Origin of the sequence: Azoarcus sp. TTM-91 (assembly GCF_012911025.1) — a bacterium.
Classification (GTDB): Bacteria; Pseudomonadota; Gammaproteobacteria; order Burkholderiales; family Rhodocyclaceae; genus Azoarcus.
On sequence record NZ_WUEI01000055.1, the window covers coordinates 1 to 15737 of the forward strand.

Genomic DNA, 15737 nt, shown 5'->3' on the forward strand with positions numbered 1-15737 from the left:
ATCCGGATGAGTATCTGAATGCCGACTTGAAGGCTCGCATGAACGCGGGCGAACCCGTTCGGACACCAGAGGCGATGCAAAGCAAACTGCTCGGGCATCTGCGAAGCCTGCAAAAACAGCCTGAACGGATTCGGTCGTACTTCAAACACGAAAAGATTCGCTATGCCGCCTGAGCTGTTTGGTAATTTGTTGCCGGGTTAATAGCGTATTGCCTCTATGTTGAAAGTTGATCTTCCCGATGCTGGATAGTCGTACCTTTGCTTAGGGGATTAGCGCCATACTGGCCGCAAACCCGTTGAATCCAGCTCTGCTATGGGCCGACCGCGGCCGACGTATCGCAAAGCGAATACCACTACAAGAGCAGTCGCAAGAAGATCAATGCCGAAACCCTCACGGTGCGCCAGCAGGCGGCCGAAGTGGAGGCGGGCGGCAGCCTGACGCTGGCCGCCGGGCAGGACCTCACCCTGGTGGCGAGCGCCGCGCGGGCCGGCGACGAAGCCTATCTCTACGCCGGACGCGACCTCTCGCGCTGCTGGCGGCCGAGAACCAGGACTACTTCGTCGGTTCTGAACAATTCGTAACGGTTTGATTTAACGTCACAAAAGGCAAGTCCCGGCGGGCGGGAATTGCCGAAAAACGGTTAATATTCATCTGTTTCCTTGCAAATCCGGATCGCCGATGGGACCGAAGCCGAAGGGGCCGCAAACGGGAGAATTGTTTCGCTAGCCGCTAGTGTACTGAGTTAGAAATTTGTTGAACAAACAGCTCATCCGCTGGTCTCTTATGCCGTACGATTTGCAGCAGGAGGCGGCGGTGGGCAGACCGAAGGCGGAGATTGTGCTGAACGAGAGCGAGCGCGAGCAGCTTGAAGCCTGGATGCGTCGGCGTAAGACCGCGCAGGCGCTCGCGTTGCGGTCGCGGATCGTTCTCGAGTGTGCGACGGGTGTCGACAGCAAGATCGTCGCGCAACGGCTGTCGGTGTCGCAGCAGATGGTATCGAAATGGCGTAACCGCTTTGCCGCGAATCGGCTCGACGGCCTGCTCGATGCGCCGCGCTCTGGAGCACCTCGCACCATCGACGATGCCCGCGTCGACGCGGTCATTGCCAAGACACTCGAAACGGTGCCGAAGAATGCCACCCATTGGAGTACGCGCGGCATGGCGCGCGAGATGGGGTTGTCGCAGACGGCGGTCAGCCGCATCTGGCGCGCCTTCGGGCTGCAACCGCACCGGCAGGAAACTTTCAAGCTCTCGACCGATCCGCTGTTCGTCGACAAGGTCCGCGACATCGTCGGGCTGTATCTGGATCCACCGGTGAAAGCGATGGTCTTGTGCGTCGATGAGAAGAGCCAGATCCAGGCGCTCGATCGCACCCAGCCGATCCTGCCGCTCGCGCCGGGACTGCCCGAGCGGCGAACGCATGACTATATGCGCCACGGCACGACGACCTTGTTTGCGGCGCTCGATGTCGCCACCGGAGAAGTCATCGGGGAACTGCACCGACGCCACCGTAGCAGCGAGTTTCTGGCCTTTCTGCGCACCATCGAAGCCAACGTCCCGGCCGCTCTCGACATCCATCTGGTGATGGACAACTACGGCACGCACAAAACGCCAAAGGTCAGAAGTTGGTTTGCCCGTCATCCGCGTTTCCACGTTCATTTCACCCCGACCTCGGCCTCCTGGATCAACCAGGTCGAACGCTGGTTTGCCGAGCTCACCGAAAAACAGATTCGTCGCGGCACCCACCTTTAGACCCGCCAACTCGAGCAGGCCATCCGCGACTACCTCGATCGCTACAACGACGACCCCAAGCCATTCGCATGGACCAAATCGGCCGACGACATCCTCGTCAGCGTCGAACGCTTTTGTATGCGAATTTCTAACTCAGCACACTAGTGGAACTGATCAACGGGAATCATCCGCTCGTGAAGCTGGCCGAGTTGATCGACTGGAGCGTGTTCGAGCGGGAATGGGCGCCGCTCTTTCCGTCGGGCCGGGGACGGCCGGCGACGCCGTCCCGGCTCGTAGCCGGACTGCTCTATCTGCAGCACACCTTTGCCTGTTCCGATGAGGCGCTGATCTGGACCTGGCTCGAGAACCCGTACTGGCAGCACTTTTGCGGTGGGATCTACTTTCAGCACGAGCCGCCGATCGATCCCTCGTCCTTGTCGCGCTGGCGCAAGCGCATCGGTGAGGCAGGCGTGGAATGGCTGCTGACGGTGACCATCGAGCCGGCCCGGAAGGCCAAGGTGATCAAGGCGGCCAGCGTGGAGAAAGTCGTCGTCGACACGACGGTCATGGAGAAGGCTATCGCGTATCCGACCGACAGCCGCTTGCTGGAGCGCGGCCGCCAGCACCTGGTGAAGCTTGCCGACCGACTCGGCATCAAGCTGCGGCAGAACTACAACCGGCAGGCGCCGAGATTGGCTGGCCAGGTCGGACGCTACGCCCATGCCAAGCAATACAAGCGGATGCGGGCAACGCTGAAGAAACTGCGCACCCTGCTGGGTCGTGTCTGGCGCGACATCGACCGGCAACGAAGCACCGTGGCGTCGGAGCAGGCCGCCCAGGTGGAATCGATTCTGGCCCGTGTGCGACGCCTGCTGGAGCAGAAGCCGAAGGACAAGAACAAGCTCTACAGCCTGCATGCCCCGGAAGTCGAATGCGTTGCCAAGGGCAAAGCCCGGCAACCCTACGAGTTCGGGGTGAAGGTGACGGTAGCGACGACCCACCGGGAGGGCTTGGTGGTGGGCATGCGCAGCCTGCCCGGCAATCCGTTCGATGGGCACACGCTGGCCGAAGCCCTCGAGCAGGTGGAGATCCTCACGGAGCAGAAACCAAAGACAGTCTTCGTCGACAAGGGCTACCAGGGGGCCGAGGTGCCGGGCGTCAAGGTTTGGCGCAGTGGGTTGCGGCGCGGTGTCACCCGCCGACTCAAGCAGGACATCAAACGGCGCAGCGCCATCGAGCCGATGATCGGGCACATGAAGAACGAAGGGCTGCCGCGCCGGAACTGGCTTCGCGGCAGCTTGGGCGACGCGCTCCATGCCGTCCTCTGCGGTGCCGGCCATAACCTGCGGATGATCCTCCGGAAGCTGCAGCTTCTTCGCGCCCAGATTCTGGCTCTTCTGGAAATCTTGTCGGCCTTCCCGGCGACCTCGAAAAACCAACCCGCGTCGGTCGGATTCGCCACGTAACCAATTATTCAGGACCGACTAATGAATGGTCGAATGGTCGGCGCGCAATTTCCAAGAGGTGCACCCAAAAAGGAGGGGGCGGGAACGCTTCTCTGTGCCGCGAGCAGAGCGCAGGCGCACGGTGTCCGGTCGTGCTGACCAGCAGGAAGGCCAAGCGGTTGTCGGGTTTATAGGTGGCAGGCCCACTTACCCCACGTGTTAAAATCCGCCCTCGCAACAGTTCCAGGTCGCCGCATGATCCAGGTCACTCTCAACGGCCAGCCAGAAGTGCTGGACGACGGTATTACCGTGCTCGCGCTGCTCGAGCGGCGTCAGCTTGCGGGCAAGCGGCTGGCAGTCGAGCGCAATGGCGAGATCGTGCCCAAAGCGCGGCATGGCGAGACGGCGCTGGCCGAAGGCGACAGGCTGGAGATCGTCGTCGCCGTTGGCGGCGGCTGACGGCCGCGACGCCTTTCGCCCAGCGGGTGCTGCCCGCCCCTCAAAACTCCACAGACAGGTTTCCCCATCATGAACGAGCCCTTGGTGATTGCCGGCAAGGCCTATGCCTCCCGGCTGCTGGTCGGGACTGGCAAGTACAAGGATTTCGCCGAGACGCAGGCGGCGATCGAGGCCAGCGGCGCTGAGATCGTCACCGTGGCGATCCGCCGCACCAACATTGGCCAAAACCCGGGCGAGCCCAATCTGCTCGACGTGCTGCCGCCGGAGCGCTACACCATCCTGCCGAACACCGCCGGCTGCTATTCCGCGGACGAGGCGGTGCGCACGCTGCGGCTGGCGCGAGAGCTGCTGGACGGCCATTCCCTGGTGAAGCTGGAGGTGCTGGGCGATGCGCAGAACCTCTTTCCCAACATGCCGGAGACGCTGAAGGCGGCCGGAACGCTGGTGAAGGAAGGTTTCCAGGTGATGGTGTACTGCGCCGACGATCCCATCCAGGCCAAGATGCTGGAAGAGATCGGCTGTGTGGCGGTGATGCCGCTGGCGTCGCTGATCGGCTCCGGCCTGGGCATCATCAATCCGTGGAACCTGCGACTGATCATCGACAACGCCAAGGTGCCGGTGCTGGTGGATGCCGGCGTGGGCACCGCGTCCGACGCGGCCATCGCGATGGAACTGGGTTGCGACGGCGTGCTGATGAACACCGCCATCGCCAAGGCCGGTAATCCTGTGCTGATGGCGAGCGCGATGAAGAAGGCGGTGGAAGCCGGCCGCGAGGCCTTCCTTGCCGGCCGCATGCCGCGCAAGTTCTACACGGCCGACCCCAGCTCGCCCACCAGCGGACTCATAGGCTCGTGAGCGTTGAGCATGAAAAGGTCGAGTTGATCGGCCAGGACAGCCCGGAGCAGCGCTTCTCCAGCCGCAGCATCCGCAGCTTCGTGCTGCGCCAGGGGCGGATGTCGGTGGCGCAGCAGCGCTGTCTGGAAGAGGTGCTGCCGCGAATCGGGCTGAAGTACAGCATAAGCGAGAAGCTGGACCTGGACGCCGCTTTCGGCCGCCAGGCGCCGCACATCGTCGAGATCGGTTTCGGCATGGGCGAGACCACGGCGAAGATCGCCGCTTCCATGCCGGACAAGGACTTCGTCGGCATCGAGGTGCATGGCCCCGGCGTCGGCAGCCTGTGCAAGCTGGTGGCGGATGGCGACCTGCAGAACGTGCGCATCATGCAGCACGACGCGGTGGAGGTGCTGCGCGACATGGTGCCGGACGGTTCGCTCGCCGGCGTGCATCTGTTCTTCCCCGATCCCTGGCACAAGAAGCGCCACCACAAGCGGCGCATCCTGCAGCCGGACTTCGTTGCCCTGATCGCCGCCAAGTTGGCGCCGGGCGGCTATTTCCACTGCGCCACTGACTGGGAAGAATACGCAGTCTGGATGTTGGAGGTGCTGTCGGCGGAACCCTTGCTGCAGAACTCCGCCGAAGCCTATGCCCCGCGGCCGGACTACCGGCCGCTGACCAAATTCGAGAACCGCGGCCTGAAGCTGGGCCATGGCGTCTGGGACCTGGTGTTCCGCCGCCGCTGAAACAGGCGCGCCCTCCCCGGTGCGCTTTACGTAGGGAGAGGAAAGCTTGTTTCGATTGATAGGTCGTCTATTCAAGGGCCTGTGGTGGGCCCTGGATCTGGTGCGCCGCACCGCTCTCAACCTGGTGCTGCTGGCGGTGCTGGTGGCGGTGGTCGCGGTGCTGATGCGGCCGGCGCCGGGCGTGCCGCAGGGCGCCGCGCTGGTGCTGCGGCCCGCCGGCGCGCTGGTGGAGCAGGCGGCACTGGTCGAGCCGCTGAACGTGCTGCGCGACGGCGGCGTTTCCACCGAGCAGGCGGTGCTGCCGGATCTGCTGGAAGCCATCAATGCCGCCCGCGACGATGAGCGCATCACCGGCCTGGTCATCGAGACCGACGGCCTGAGTGGAGGCGGCCTGTCCAAGCTGGCCGAGCTGCGCGCTGCGGTGCTGGCCTTCAAGGGCGCCGGCAAGCCGGTGCTGGTGCGCGGCGAGCGCTACACCCAGGCCCAGTATTACCTCGCCTCCGCCGCCGACGAAGTGCGCATGTCGTCCGATGGCTTCGTGCTGCTGCGCGGTCTGGCGCGCTACAACACCTACTTCAAGGGCGCGCTGGATACGCTGGGCGTGAAGGTGCATGTGTTCCGCGTCGGCGAGTACAAGTCCTTCTCTGAGCCCTTCACCCGCAGCGACATGTCCGAAGAGGACCGCGAATCCTCCCGCGACTTGCTGGATGCCCTGTGGAACGCCTTCCGCACCGACGTGGCCGTCACCCGCAGGTTCTCTCCGGACGTGCTGGACGGTTATGTGACGGGTTACCGCGACGTGCTGGCGGCGGCCGGCGGCGATGCGGCCAAGGCGGCCAAGACGGTCGGCTTGGTGGACAAGCTGGATTCCCGCGATGAATGGCAGGCAGACCTCATCGCCCGCTTCGGCGCCGATGGCAGCGGCAAGGACTATCGCCAGATCGACACCGGCGGCTACCTGGCGGCGGTGCGCAGCGGCTTGTCGCGCCCGCCGGCCAAGGTGGCGGTGCTGGTGGCGCAGGGCGCCATCGTCGATGGCGAGCAGCCCGGCGGTTCGGTGGGCGGCGACACCTTCGCCCGCATGATCCGCGAAGCGCGCGAGAGCGACGCGGTGAAGGCGCTGGTGCTGCGCATCGACAGCCCGGGGGGCAGCGCCTGGGCCTCCGAACTGATTCGCCGCGAGCTGGAGCTCACCCGCCGGGCGGGCAAGCCGGTGATCGCCTCCATGAGCTCGGTGGCCGCTTCCGGCGGCTACTGGATCGCCACCGGCGCCGACGAAATCTGGGCGGCGCCGACCACGCTCACCGGCTCCATCGGCATCTTCGGCATCTTCCCCGAGTTCGCCGAGCCGATGAAGCGCCTGGGGTTGACGGTGGATGGCGTGGCCACCGCGCCGCTGGCCGGCGCCTTCGACCCGCGCCGGCCGCTGGACGAAGCGGCTGCCGAGGCGATGCAGCTCGGCATCGAACACGGCTACCGCCGCTTCCTGGAAACGGTGGGCACCGCGCGCAACATGCAGCCGGAGGAAGTGGACAAGGTTGCCCGCGGCCGGGTGTGGACTGGCGAGGCAGCCGCCAAGCTGGGATTGGTCGATTCCCTGGGCGGGCTGGATGCGGCGGTGGATGCGGCGGCCAAGCGCGCCAAGCTGACCGAGTACGAGGTGGTGTGGCCCATGGTGGGCGCTTCGACCAGCCAGGTGCTGCTGCAGCGCCTGCTGACCAGCGTCGGCCTGGAGGCGCCGGCGGCGCCCGCTGGTTCCGCCCTTGGCCAGATGCTGGACGGGCTGCAGGCGCAGGCGGCCGAGCTGCTGCGCTGGAATGATCCGCAGAACCTCTACACCCACTGCTTCTGCGAAGCGCCCTGAGGCGGTTTGCAGCAGGAGGCGCTGCCGCGGGCCGCGGCGGCGCCGTCACCGGGGTGTTTTCAGCGCGGTCGGCGCGCGTCGGGGCGGCAAGCCTAGGGCGCGCTCAATCCTTCAGGAACAGCTGTAGCAGATCGTTGAGGAAGCGGCAGCCGCGCTCGGTCGGGCGGATGAAATCGTTGCCGACCTCCAGCAGGCCCTGGGCTTGCGCCTGCTTCAGTTCGGCCGCTACCGCCGCCAGCGGCAGGCCGGTGCGGCTGGCGAACAGGCTGCTCTGGAAACCGCCGGTGAGGCGCAGCGTGTTCATCATGAATTCGAAGGGCAGCTCTGCCACGCTCACCTCCCGCCTTTCCTGCACGAAATCGCCCTTGGCGGCGCCTTCGAGGTAGCGTGCGGGGTGCTTGTGCCGCATCTCGCGCACGATGCCTTCGTGGCTGGAGAGCTTGCCGTGGGCGCCGGGGCCTATGCCCAGGTAGTCGCCGAAACTCCAGTAGTTGAGGTTGTGGCGGCTGTGCTGGTGGGGGCGGGCGAAGGCGGAGGTTTCGTAATGCTCGAAGCCGGCCGCGGCCAGCCGGCTTTCGATCGCGTCCTGCATGTCGGCGGCGGCGTCTTCGTCCGGCACCGGCGGCGGGCTGTGGCCGAAGGGCGTGTTCGGCTCCATCGTCAGGTGATAACAGGAGAGGTGGCCGGTGCCGAAGGCCAGCGCCGTCTCCAGGTCGGCCAGCGCCTGCGCCAGGCTCTGCTCCGGCAAGGCGTACATGAGGTCGAGATTGACGCGCTCGAAGCTGGCCTGGGCGATCTCTATCGCCCGCCTGGCCTCGTCGCCGCCGTGGATGCGGCCCAGGCGGACGAGCATGGCGTCGTCGAAGCTCTGGATGCCGAGGGAGAGACGGTTGATGCCGGCGGCGCGGTAGTCGCGGAAGCGTGCCGCCTCCACCGTTCCGGGGTTGGCCTCCAGCGTGATTTCCGCCAGCGGGTCCAGCGGCAGGCGCATGCGGATGGCGGTCAGCAGCGTGTCCAGGCCGGCGGCGGAGAGCAGGCTGGGCGTGCCGCCGCCGATGAAGATGCTGTGTACCCGCCGCCCCCACACCTGCGGCAGCGAGGCTTCCAGATCGGCCACCACCGCCTGCAGCCATTCGGCCTCCGGCAAGGTGCTGCCCTCGCCGCGCACCGTGTGCGAATTGAAGTCGCAATACGGGCATTTGCGCACGCACCAAGGGAAGTGCACATACAGGGCCAAGGGTGGAGGGGCGCTGAGCTGGGGGCGTTGCGGCAGCGGAAGGGGGGAATCCAGCCCCCGTCCGGCCGGGGCGATGGGGATGATGCGGCGTTCGTTCACAAGGGGTGGTACTTGAGGCGGTCCAGCAGGTGGCGCATGGCGGCGCCGCGATGGCTCAGGGTGTTCTTCAGCGCGGCGTCCAGTTCAGCCGCGCTCTGTTCCAGGTCGGGCAGCCAGAACAGCGGGTCGTAGCCGAAGCCGCCTTCGCCGCGGGCGGCGTGCAGGATGGTGCCGTGCCATTCGCCGTCGGCGATCAGCGGGCGCGGATCGTCGGCATGGCGCACCAGCACCACCGCCGAGTAGAAGTAGGCGCGGCGCTCGTCGGCTTCCTCGTAGGCGGCCAGCTGTTCCAGCAGCAGGGCGTTGTTGCGCGCGTCCGACTTGGGTTCGCCGGCGAAGCGGGCCGACAGCACGCCGGGCGCGCCGCCCAGGGCGGCGACGCAGAGGCCCGAGTCGTCCGCCACCGCCGGCAGGCCGGACAGCGCGGAAGCGTGGCGGGCCTTGGCCAGCGCGTTCTCGACGAAGGTGGGATGCGGCTCCTCCGCTTCCGGGATGCCCAGTGTGGCCTGCGCCACCACCTCGATGCCGAGCGGCGCCAGCAGGGCCTGCATCTCCACCGCCTTCTTGGCGTTGTTGCTGGCGAGGACAAGGCGTTTGGCGTTCACTGCGGCTTCCTCCGGGTGCGCTGGGTTGGCAGGGGGCGGCGATGGCTCATGCGGACGCCCCGGCCAGCGCGGCCTTCTGCAGCTCGATCAGCCGGGCGATGCCGTTTTCGGCCAGGCCGAGCAGGGCGTCGAGTTCGGCGCGGGAGAAGGGGGCGCCTTCCGCCGTGCCCTGGACTTCGACCAGCCCGCCGGAACCGGTCATGACCACGTTCATGTCGGTCTCGCAGTCCGAATCTTCAGGATAGTCCAGGTCCAGCACCGGTACGCCGCGATAGATGCCGACAGACACGGCGGCAACGAAATCCTTCATCGGGTTCGCCGCCAGCAGTCCCTTGGCGACGAGCTGGCTCAGCGCGTCATGCACCGCCACACAGGCGCCGGTGATGGCGGCGGTGCGGGTGCCGCCGTCGGCCTGCAGCACGTCGCAGTCTATGGTGATCTGGCGTTCGCCCAGCGCGACCATGTCCACCACCGCGCGCAGGCTGCGGCCGATCAAGCGCTGGATTTCCTGGGTGCGGCCGCTCTGCTTGCCCTTGGCCGCCTCGCGGGCGCTGCGGGTGTGGGTGGCGCGCGGCAGCATGCCGTACTCGGCGGTGAGCCAGCCCTGGCCCTTGCCGCGCAGGAAGGGCGGCACGCTCTCTTCCACGCTGGCGGTGACGAGGACGCGGGTGTCGCCGAACTCCACCAGCACCGAGCCTTCGGCGTGGCGGGTGTAGCCCCGGGTGAAGCGGATGGGGCGGAGTTCGTCGGCTTGGCGCTTGCTGGGTCGCATCGGGGATTTCCTGCTCAGTTGCGGTTGAATTTCTGGATGGTCGAGTTGATCTCGGCGATGGTGCGCTCGATTTCGTCGTCGCTGAGGTCGATGTTCGGCGCGCCGGAGGCACTGCCGCGGCCGCGCTGGAAGGTGTCCATGCGGGTGTTGAAGTCATCCAGCGCCATGGTCTGGGTGGACACCGCGGCCGGCGTCGGCTGGCCGGCGTCCTCATGCCAGGCCATGGCGATCATGGAGAGATTGTCGCAGCCGTCGCCGGCGATGGTTTCCGCCCGGCTCATCATCTTGGGCACCGCGCTCATCACGTTGCCGCCGAGCAGGCCGAGCACCACGCCCTCGTTGCCCAGCGGCCCCCACAGGCCGTCGGTACACAGCGCGATGAGGTCGCCGTCCTGCAGCGGGGTTCGGCGTGAGAACTCGATCTGCGGCAGGTGCGAGCCGCCGAGGCAGGAGTAGATGCGGTTGCGCCCCGGGTGGCGGGCGGCGCCTTCGGCATCCAGCAGGCCCTGGTCCATCATCAGCTGCACGCGGGAATGGTCGCGCGTCTGCGCGGCGACGCGGCCCTGGCGCAACAGGTAGAGGCGGGAATCGCCGGCGTGCGCCCAGGTGGCGCAATTCTCCTGGACCACGCAGGCGACGATGGTGGTGCGCGGAGCCTCGGGCAGGTTCTTGTCGAAGGCGTAGTCGAGGATGGCGCTGTGGGCGCGGCTCAGGGTGCGCGACAGGAACAGCGCCGGGTCCAGCAGCGCCGGCTGGGCCTCGCGCTGGAAAGCCTGGGTGATGAACTGTACCGACAGGTGGGCGGCGACCTCGCCGTGCAGATGGCCGCCCATGCCGTCGGCGATCAGCATCAGCAGCGCGTCGCGCGAATAGCAGTAGGCGATGCGGTCCTGATTGGTCTTGCGCCGGCCTATCCGGCTTTCCTGGTAGATGGTGAATCGCAAGGGCGCGCTCCTAACGCTTGCCGATGAAGGACTTCAGACGCGAGCCCAGATCGGTGAACCAGCTCGCCGGCATCGCTTCGCCGGCCTCTTTCTGCATCAGTGCCTTCTGCAAGGTATACACGCTCTGCGGCCGTGCCAGCGGGTCCAGCCGCAGGCACCAGTCCACCAGCTCCAGCAGCTGCGGGCTGTAGCGGGAGGCGTGCTGGCGGGTGATGGGCTGCAGGGTATCCTGCTTGACGCGCTCGTCCGAGCGCGGCGGCGCGGTGCCGACGATACAGGCGTACATGCTGGCGCCGACGCTGTAGATGTCGCTCCACGGGCCCAGTGCCTCGCGGTTGGCGAACTGCTCCGGTGAGGCGAAGCCGGGGGTGTACATCGGCTTCAGCATCGGCTGGTCCAGCGCCAGCGTCTGCCGGGCGGCGCCGAAGTCCAGCAGCACTGGCGTGCCGTCGTTGCGCAGGTAGATGTTGGAAGGCTTGATGTCCAGGTGCAGCAGCTTGTGCGCATGCACCTCGCGCAGGCCGTTCAGCATGCGGGTGAAGATGGCGCGGATGAAACGCTCCTTCACCTCGCCCTTGTGCTTCTGGATGTAGTCGTGCAGCGTGCGGCCGCGCTCGAACTGCATCACCATGTACACCGTGTTGTTGGCGCGGAAGAAATTCAGCACCCGCACGACATTGGGGTGCATCAGCTTGGCCAGCGAGCGGCCTTCCTCGAAGAAGCACTTCATGCCGTAGCGGAAGGCCGGCATGTTCTCGTCCGGAACCCGCGGCTCCACCTCGCCATCCTTGCGCAGGGCAAGGGAGTTCGGCAGGTATTCCTTGATCGCGACGGGGATGCCGTCCTGGTCGAAAGCCAGGTAAACGATGGAGAAGCCCCCCAGCGACAATTGCCGCTCGATACGGTACTGGTCGAGCTGAAAGCCGTGGGGCAGGGCGCAGTTGGCTTGAGGCGGCATCTTGGGGGGCGCTAAGATTCGGCTTTCCGCGGCACATTTATCCTGAATGGGGCCTGCAGTGTAAACGATCGCAGGTCCCCGGAGACCCTTACCCATGATCCATAGCATGACCGGCTTCGCGGTGCAGACCCGCGATCTGGGGCCTGTCAGCCTCCATCTCGAGCTGCGCAGCGTCAATTCCCGCTACCTGGACCTCACCTTCCGCATCGTCGAGGACCTGCGCCAGGCCGAGCCGGCCATCCGCGAGCAGCTTTCCGCCCGGCTCACCCGCGGCAAGGTGGAGTGCCGCCTCAACCTGCACACCAGCGATGCCGCGCCGCGCAGCCTGGCGCTGAATGGCGCGCTGCTGGCCCAGCTGGTGGATGCGCAGGCCGCGGTGAAGGCGCAGTTCGCCGATGCTGCGCCGTTGTCGGTGGCCGAGGTCATGCGCTGGCCCGGCATGCTGGCTGACGACAGCATGGCCTTCGAGCAGATGCAGCCGGCCATCGCCGCGCTGGCCAAGGCCGCGCTGGACGAACTGGTGGCCACCCGCCGGCGCGAGGGCGAGAAGCTGGCCGACATGATCCGCGAGCGCGTCACCCGCATGCGCGAACTGGTCGCCCAGGTGGAGCCGCGCATGCCGGCCATCATCGGCGAGTACCAGGACAAGCTCACCGCCCGCCTGCGCGACGCGGTCGCCTCGCTGGACGAGGACCGCATCCGCCAGGAAGTCGCGTTGTTCGCCCAGCGCATCGACGTCGCCGAGGAACTGTCGCGGCTGTCCACCCACCTCGACGAGGTGGAGCGCATCCTCAAGGCCGGCGGCGCCGCCGGCAAGCGGCTGGACTTCCTGATGCAGGAGCTCAACCGCGAGGCCAACACCCTGGCCTCCAAGTCCGCCGCCACCGACGTCACCGGCGTCGCCATGGAACTGAAGGTCCTGATCGAGCAGATGCGCGAGCAGGTGCAGAACATCGAGTAGGAGGGCGCGCCATGCCGGGAACCCTGTTCATCGTCACCGCGCCCTCGGGCGCCGGCAAGACCACCCTGGTGCGCGGGCTGCTGGATCGCGATCCGCAGGTCCAGCTCTCCATCTCCTACACCACCCGCGCGCCGCGCCCCGGCGAGCAGAACGGCCGCGAGTACCACTTCGTCGACGTGCCCACCTTCCGCGCGCTGCGCGACCGCGGCGAGTTCCTGGAGTGGGCGGAGGTGCATGGAAACTACTACGCCACCTCCAAGGTCTGGCTGAGGGAACAGATCCAGGCCGGGCGCGACACCTTGCTGGAAATCGACTGGCAGGGCGCGCAGCAGGTACGCAAGGCCTTCCCGGAAGCGGTGGGCGTGTTCATCCTGCCGCCCTCGCTGGAGGAACTGGAGCACCGCTTGCGCGGCCGCGGCACTGACAGTGACGAAGTCATCAGCCGCCGTCTGCTTGGCGCCCGCGGCGAGATGCGCCATGTAGGCGAGTTCGACTACGTTATAATTAACAACGAGTTGCAACTTGCATTGGACGATCTCGTTGCAGTCGTCCGCGCCGCGCGCCTACGCTACGGCAACCAACACCTGCGGCATCCGCAGTATTTCGCATTTCTCGAACAGGACTGACCATGGCCCGTATTACCGTCGAAGACTGCCTGAAAAGGATCCCGAACCGCTTCCAGCTGACCCTGGCGGCGACCTACCGTGCGCGCCAGCTGACCGCCGGCGGCACGCCGCAGCTCGAGCTGGACTCCGCCGACCGTGACAAGCCCACGGTGATCGCCCTGCGCGAAATCGCAGCCGGCAAGGTCGGCCTCGAGATGCTCAACCGCGGCCAGGCCTGACCCCGTTGCAGGGGGAACGCGCAATGGAAGCCGCCGCCATTCCGGTCCCCCAGCCGCCTGCCTCTCCGCCCACGGGCGAAAGCGCAGTGGCGGCGAACTTTGCACGGCTGAAGCTCAAGCTCGCGAGCTACCTGAAGCCGGAAGACGTCGCCCGCATCGAGGCGGCGTATCACTTCTCCACCGCCGCGCACGAAGGGCAGTTCCGCATCAGCGGCGAGCCCTACATCACCCATCCGGTGGCGGTGGCGGACATCGTCGCCGACTGGAACCTCGATCCCCAGGCGCTCATCGCCGCGCTCCTCCACGACGTGATGGAGGACACCCACATCTCCAAGCAGGAGATCTCCGAGCGCTTCGGCAAGGCGGCGGCGGAGCTGGTGGACGGCCTCTCCAAGCTGGACAAGATCGAGTTCCGCTCGCAGGAAGAGGCGCAGGCGGAGAACTTCCGCAAGATGCTGCTGGCAATGGCGAGCGACCTGCGGGTCATCCTCGTCAAACTGGCCGACCGCCTGCACAACATGCGCACGCTGGACTACGTGCGGCCGGCCAAGCGCCGCCGCATCGCCAACGAGACGCTGGAAATCTACGCCCCCATCGCCAACCGGCTGGGGCTGAACAACTTGTATCGCGAGCTGCAGGAGCTGTCGTTCCAGCACAAGTACCCGCTGCGCTACAAGGTGCTGTTCAAGGCCATCAAGGCCGCCCGCGGCAACCGCCGCGAGGTGGTCGGCAAGGTGCTGTCCACCATCGAGGAACGGCTGCCGCAGTGGGGCATTTCCGCCGAAGTGCAGGGGCGGGAGAAGCACCTCTACGGCATCTACCGCAAGATGGTGGAAAAGCACTTGTCCTTCTCGCAGGTGCTGGACATCTACGGCTTCCGCGTCATCGTGCGCGACATACCCGGGTGTTACCTCGCGCTGGGCGCGCTGCACTCGATGTACAAGCCGGTGCCGGGCAAGTTCAAGGACTACCTGGCCATCCCCAAGGCCAACGGCTACCAGTCGCTGCACACCACGCTGATCGGCCCCTTCGGCACGCCGGTGGAGGTGCAGATCCGCACCCGCGAGATGCACCACATCGCGGAAACCGGCGTGGCCTCGCACTGGCTGTACAAGGAAGACGAGAAGACGCTCACCGAACTGCAGCAGAAGACGCACTCCTGGCTGCAGTCGCTGCTCGAGCTGCAATCCACTTCCGGCGAGGCCACCGAGTTCCTGGAGCACGTCAAGATCGACCTTTTCCCCGGCGAGGTGTATGCCTTCTCGCCCAAGGGCAAAATCTTCTCGCTGCCCAAGGGTTCGACGCCGGTGGACTTCGCCTACGCGGTGCATACCGACATCGGCAACCGCTGCGTGGCCTGTCGCATCAATGGCGACCTGATGCCGCTGCGCACCGAGCTGCGCAATGGCGACCAGGTGGAAGTCATCACTGCTGCCCACGCCAACCCTAACCCGGCCTGGCTGTCCTATGTGCGCACCGGCAAGGCGCGGGCGCAGATCCGCCACTTCCTCAAGAACGCCCAGCAGGACCAGTCGGTGGCGCTGGGCGAGCGCCTGCTCAACCAGGCGCTGCGGCCCTACGGCCTCACGCTGGGCCAGCTCTCCACCTTCGCCTGGGACCGCTTCCTGCGCGACCGTGGCGTGCGCAGCAAGAAGGAAGTGTTCGCCGACATCGGCCTGGGCAAGCGCCTGCCGGTCATCGTCGCTCGCCGCCTGTCGCAGGCGCAGGACCAGGAGTCCGGCCGGCCGGACGTGATCAAGCCCAAGCCCGCCGGTGCCATCCTCATCCGCGGCAGCGAGGGCATCGCGGTGCAGCTGGCGCGCTGCTGCCACCCGATCCCGGGCGACCCCATCATCGGCACCATCCGCAAGGGCCAGGGGCTGGAAGTGCACCTGCACGACTGCCCGGTGGTGGCCAAGCTGCGCGGCGACCGTGGCCGCTGGGTGGACGTGGAATGGGAGCCGGGCGACGACCGCATGTTCGACGTCACCATCCGGGTGCTGACCAAGAACGTGCGCGGCGTGCTGGCCAAGGTGGCGAGCGTGATCTCCGAAGAGGAATGCAACATCCTCAACGTCGGCATGGACAACGAGCAGGGCGCCTACATCGCGCTGAGCTTCACCCTGCAAGTGCATGACCGCATGCACTTGGCGCGGGTGATGCGTGGCGTGCGCCGCGTGCCGGACGTGGTCCGCATCGGCCGCGTCAAGGGTGACGGCCGCGTCGGCTGATCCTGGC

At 66.5% G+C, this 15737-nt stretch carries 15 protein-coding genes and 1 pseudogene; 11 read left to right on the plus strand and 5 right to left on the minus strand.

The window, feature by feature from the left end:
* Window positions 1–395: 395 nt before the first annotated feature.
* From GRF61_RS14880 to sppA, 7 genes and pseudogenes are all read left to right on the plus strand, one after another.
* A complete protein-coding gene (locus GRF61_RS14880; protein ID WP_169151422.1) occupies window positions 396–581 on the plus strand; it encodes a hypothetical protein in 186 nt (61 codons plus the stop codon).
* Window positions 582–783: 202 nt separating this feature from the next.
* Window positions 784–1896 (plus strand): annotated as a pseudogene (locus GRF61_RS14885) (IS630 family transposase).
* On the plus strand, window positions 1896–3197 hold the full coding sequence (locus GRF61_RS14890; protein ID WP_169151423.1) for an IS5 family transposase: 1302 nt from the start codon (window positions 1896–1898) through the stop codon (window positions 3195–3197). The pseudogene GRF61_RS14885 and the gene GRF61_RS14890 overlap by 1 nt, the downstream one beginning before the upstream one ends.
* A gap of 234 nt (window positions 3198–3431) precedes the next feature.
* Window positions 3432–3635 carry a sulfur carrier protein ThiS gene (thiS, locus tag GRF61_RS14895; RefSeq protein ID WP_133594347.1) on the plus strand — a complete coding sequence of 68 codons (204 nt, stop codon included), beginning with the start codon at window positions 3432–3434 and terminating at the stop codon, window positions 3633–3635.
* 69 nt (window positions 3636–3704) lie between these two features.
* Window positions 3705–4490, plus strand: coding sequence for a thiazole synthase (locus tag GRF61_RS14900; RefSeq protein WP_169151424.1), 786 nt, complete (start codon window positions 3705–3707; stop codon window positions 4488–4490).
* The gene (trmB, locus tag GRF61_RS14905) at window positions 4487–5215 is read left to right on the plus strand and encodes a tRNA (guanosine(46)-N7)-methyltransferase TrmB (protein ID WP_169151425.1); all 729 of its coding nucleotides are present in this window, start codon (window positions 4487–4489) and stop codon (window positions 5213–5215) included. The genes GRF61_RS14900 and trmB overlap by 4 nt, the downstream gene beginning before the upstream one ends.
* A 46-nt stretch (window positions 5216–5261) precedes the next feature.
* Entirely contained in the window at window positions 5262–7079 is a 1818-nt protein-coding gene (sppA, locus tag GRF61_RS14910) for a signal peptide peptidase SppA (protein ID WP_169151426.1), read from the plus strand.
* A gap of 103 nt (window positions 7080–7182) precedes the next feature.
* On the opposite strand, the gene hemW is transcribed toward sppA, so the two are convergent.
* From hemW to GRF61_RS14935, 5 genes are read right to left on the minus strand one after another with little or no spacing between them, the layout of a single operon-like run.
* A complete protein-coding gene (gene hemW / locus GRF61_RS14915) occupies window positions 7183–8415 on the minus strand; it encodes a radical SAM family heme chaperone HemW (protein ID WP_169151427.1) in 1233 nt (410 codons plus the stop codon).
* The gene (gene rdgB, locus GRF61_RS14920) at window positions 8412–9020 is read right to left on the minus strand and encodes an RdgB/HAM1 family non-canonical purine NTP pyrophosphatase (RefSeq protein WP_169151428.1); all 609 of its coding nucleotides are present in this window, start codon (window positions 9018–9020) and stop codon (window positions 8412–8414) included. Before rdgB ends, hemW begins: the two co-directional genes overlap by 4 nt.
* Window positions 9021–9066: 46 nt before the next feature.
* On the minus strand, window positions 9067–9792 hold the full coding sequence (rph, locus tag GRF61_RS14925; protein ID WP_169151429.1) for a ribonuclease PH: 726 nt from the start codon (window positions 9790–9792) through the stop codon (window positions 9067–9069).
* Between the two features lie 14 nt (window positions 9793–9806).
* Window positions 9807–10736 (minus strand): PP2C family serine/threonine-protein phosphatase, encoded by a 930-nt coding sequence (locus GRF61_RS14930; RefSeq protein ID WP_169151430.1) that lies wholly within the window; start codon window positions 10734–10736, stop codon window positions 9807–9809.
* Window positions 10737–10746: 10 nt separating this feature from the next.
* Window positions 10747–11694 (minus strand): serine/threonine-protein kinase, encoded by a 948-nt coding sequence (locus tag GRF61_RS14935; RefSeq protein WP_169151431.1) that lies wholly within the window; start codon window positions 11692–11694, stop codon window positions 10747–10749.
* A 94-nt stretch (window positions 11695–11788) separates the two neighbouring features.
* On the opposite strand from GRF61_RS14935, the gene GRF61_RS14940 reads away from it, so the two are divergent.
* The 4 genes from GRF61_RS14940 to GRF61_RS14955 are packed head-to-tail and all read left to right on the plus strand — an operon-like array spanning window position 11789 to window position 15730.
* Window positions 11789–12655 carry a YicC/YloC family endoribonuclease gene (locus GRF61_RS14940; RefSeq protein WP_169151432.1) on the plus strand — a complete coding sequence of 289 codons (867 nt, stop codon included), beginning with the start codon at window positions 11789–11791 and terminating at the stop codon, window positions 12653–12655.
* An 11-nt stretch (window positions 12656–12666) separates the two neighbouring features.
* The gene (gene gmk / locus GRF61_RS14945) at window positions 12667–13281 is read left to right on the plus strand and encodes a guanylate kinase (RefSeq protein WP_169151433.1); all 615 of its coding nucleotides are present in this window, start codon (window positions 12667–12669) and stop codon (window positions 13279–13281) included.
* 2 nt (window positions 13282–13283) lie between these two features.
* Complete coding sequence (gene rpoZ / locus GRF61_RS14950) at window positions 13284–13499, plus strand: DNA-directed RNA polymerase subunit omega (protein ID WP_133594358.1); 216 nt, start codon at window positions 13284–13286, stop codon at window positions 13497–13499.
* Between the two features lie 23 nt (window positions 13500–13522).
* Window positions 13523–15730, plus strand: a complete 2208-nt coding sequence (locus GRF61_RS14955; protein WP_133594359.1) for a bifunctional (p)ppGpp synthetase/guanosine-3',5'-bis(diphosphate) 3'-pyrophosphohydrolase — start codon at window positions 13523–13525, stop codon at window positions 15728–15730.
* The last annotated feature ends 7 nt before the right edge of the window (window positions 15731–15737 follow it).

Bases quoted from the DNA above. Each gene is read 5' to 3' on its own strand.
- thiS (WP_133594347.1), top strand. From the start codon at position 3,432: ATGATCCAGGTCACTCTCAACGGCCAGCCAGAAGTGCTGGACGACGGT.
- GRF61_RS14940 (WP_169151432.1), top strand. From the start codon at position 11,789: ATGATCCATAGCATGACCGGCTTCGCGGTGCAGACCCGCGATCTGGGG.
- gmk (WP_169151433.1), top strand. From the start codon at position 12,667: ATGCCGGGAACCCTGTTCATCGTCACCGCGCCCTCGGGCGCCGGCAAG.
- GRF61_RS14900 (WP_169151424.1), top strand. From the start codon at position 3,705: ATGAACGAGCCCTTGGTGATTGCCGGCAAGGCCTATGCCTCCCGGCTG.
- rph (WP_169151429.1), bottom strand. From the start codon at position 9,792: ATGCGACCCAGCAAGCGCCAAGCCGACGAACTCCGCCCCATCCGCTTC.
- GRF61_RS14935 (WP_169151431.1), bottom strand. From the start codon at position 11,694: ATGCCGCCTCAAGCCAACTGCGCCCTGCCCCACGGCTTTCAGCTCGAC.
- rpoZ (WP_133594358.1), top strand. From the start codon at position 13,284: ATGGCCCGTATTACCGTCGAAGACTGCCTGAAAAGGATCCCGAACCGC.
- GRF61_RS14955 (WP_133594359.1), top strand. From the start codon at position 13,523: ATGGAAGCCGCCGCCATTCCGGTCCCCCAGCCGCCTGCCTCTCCGCCC.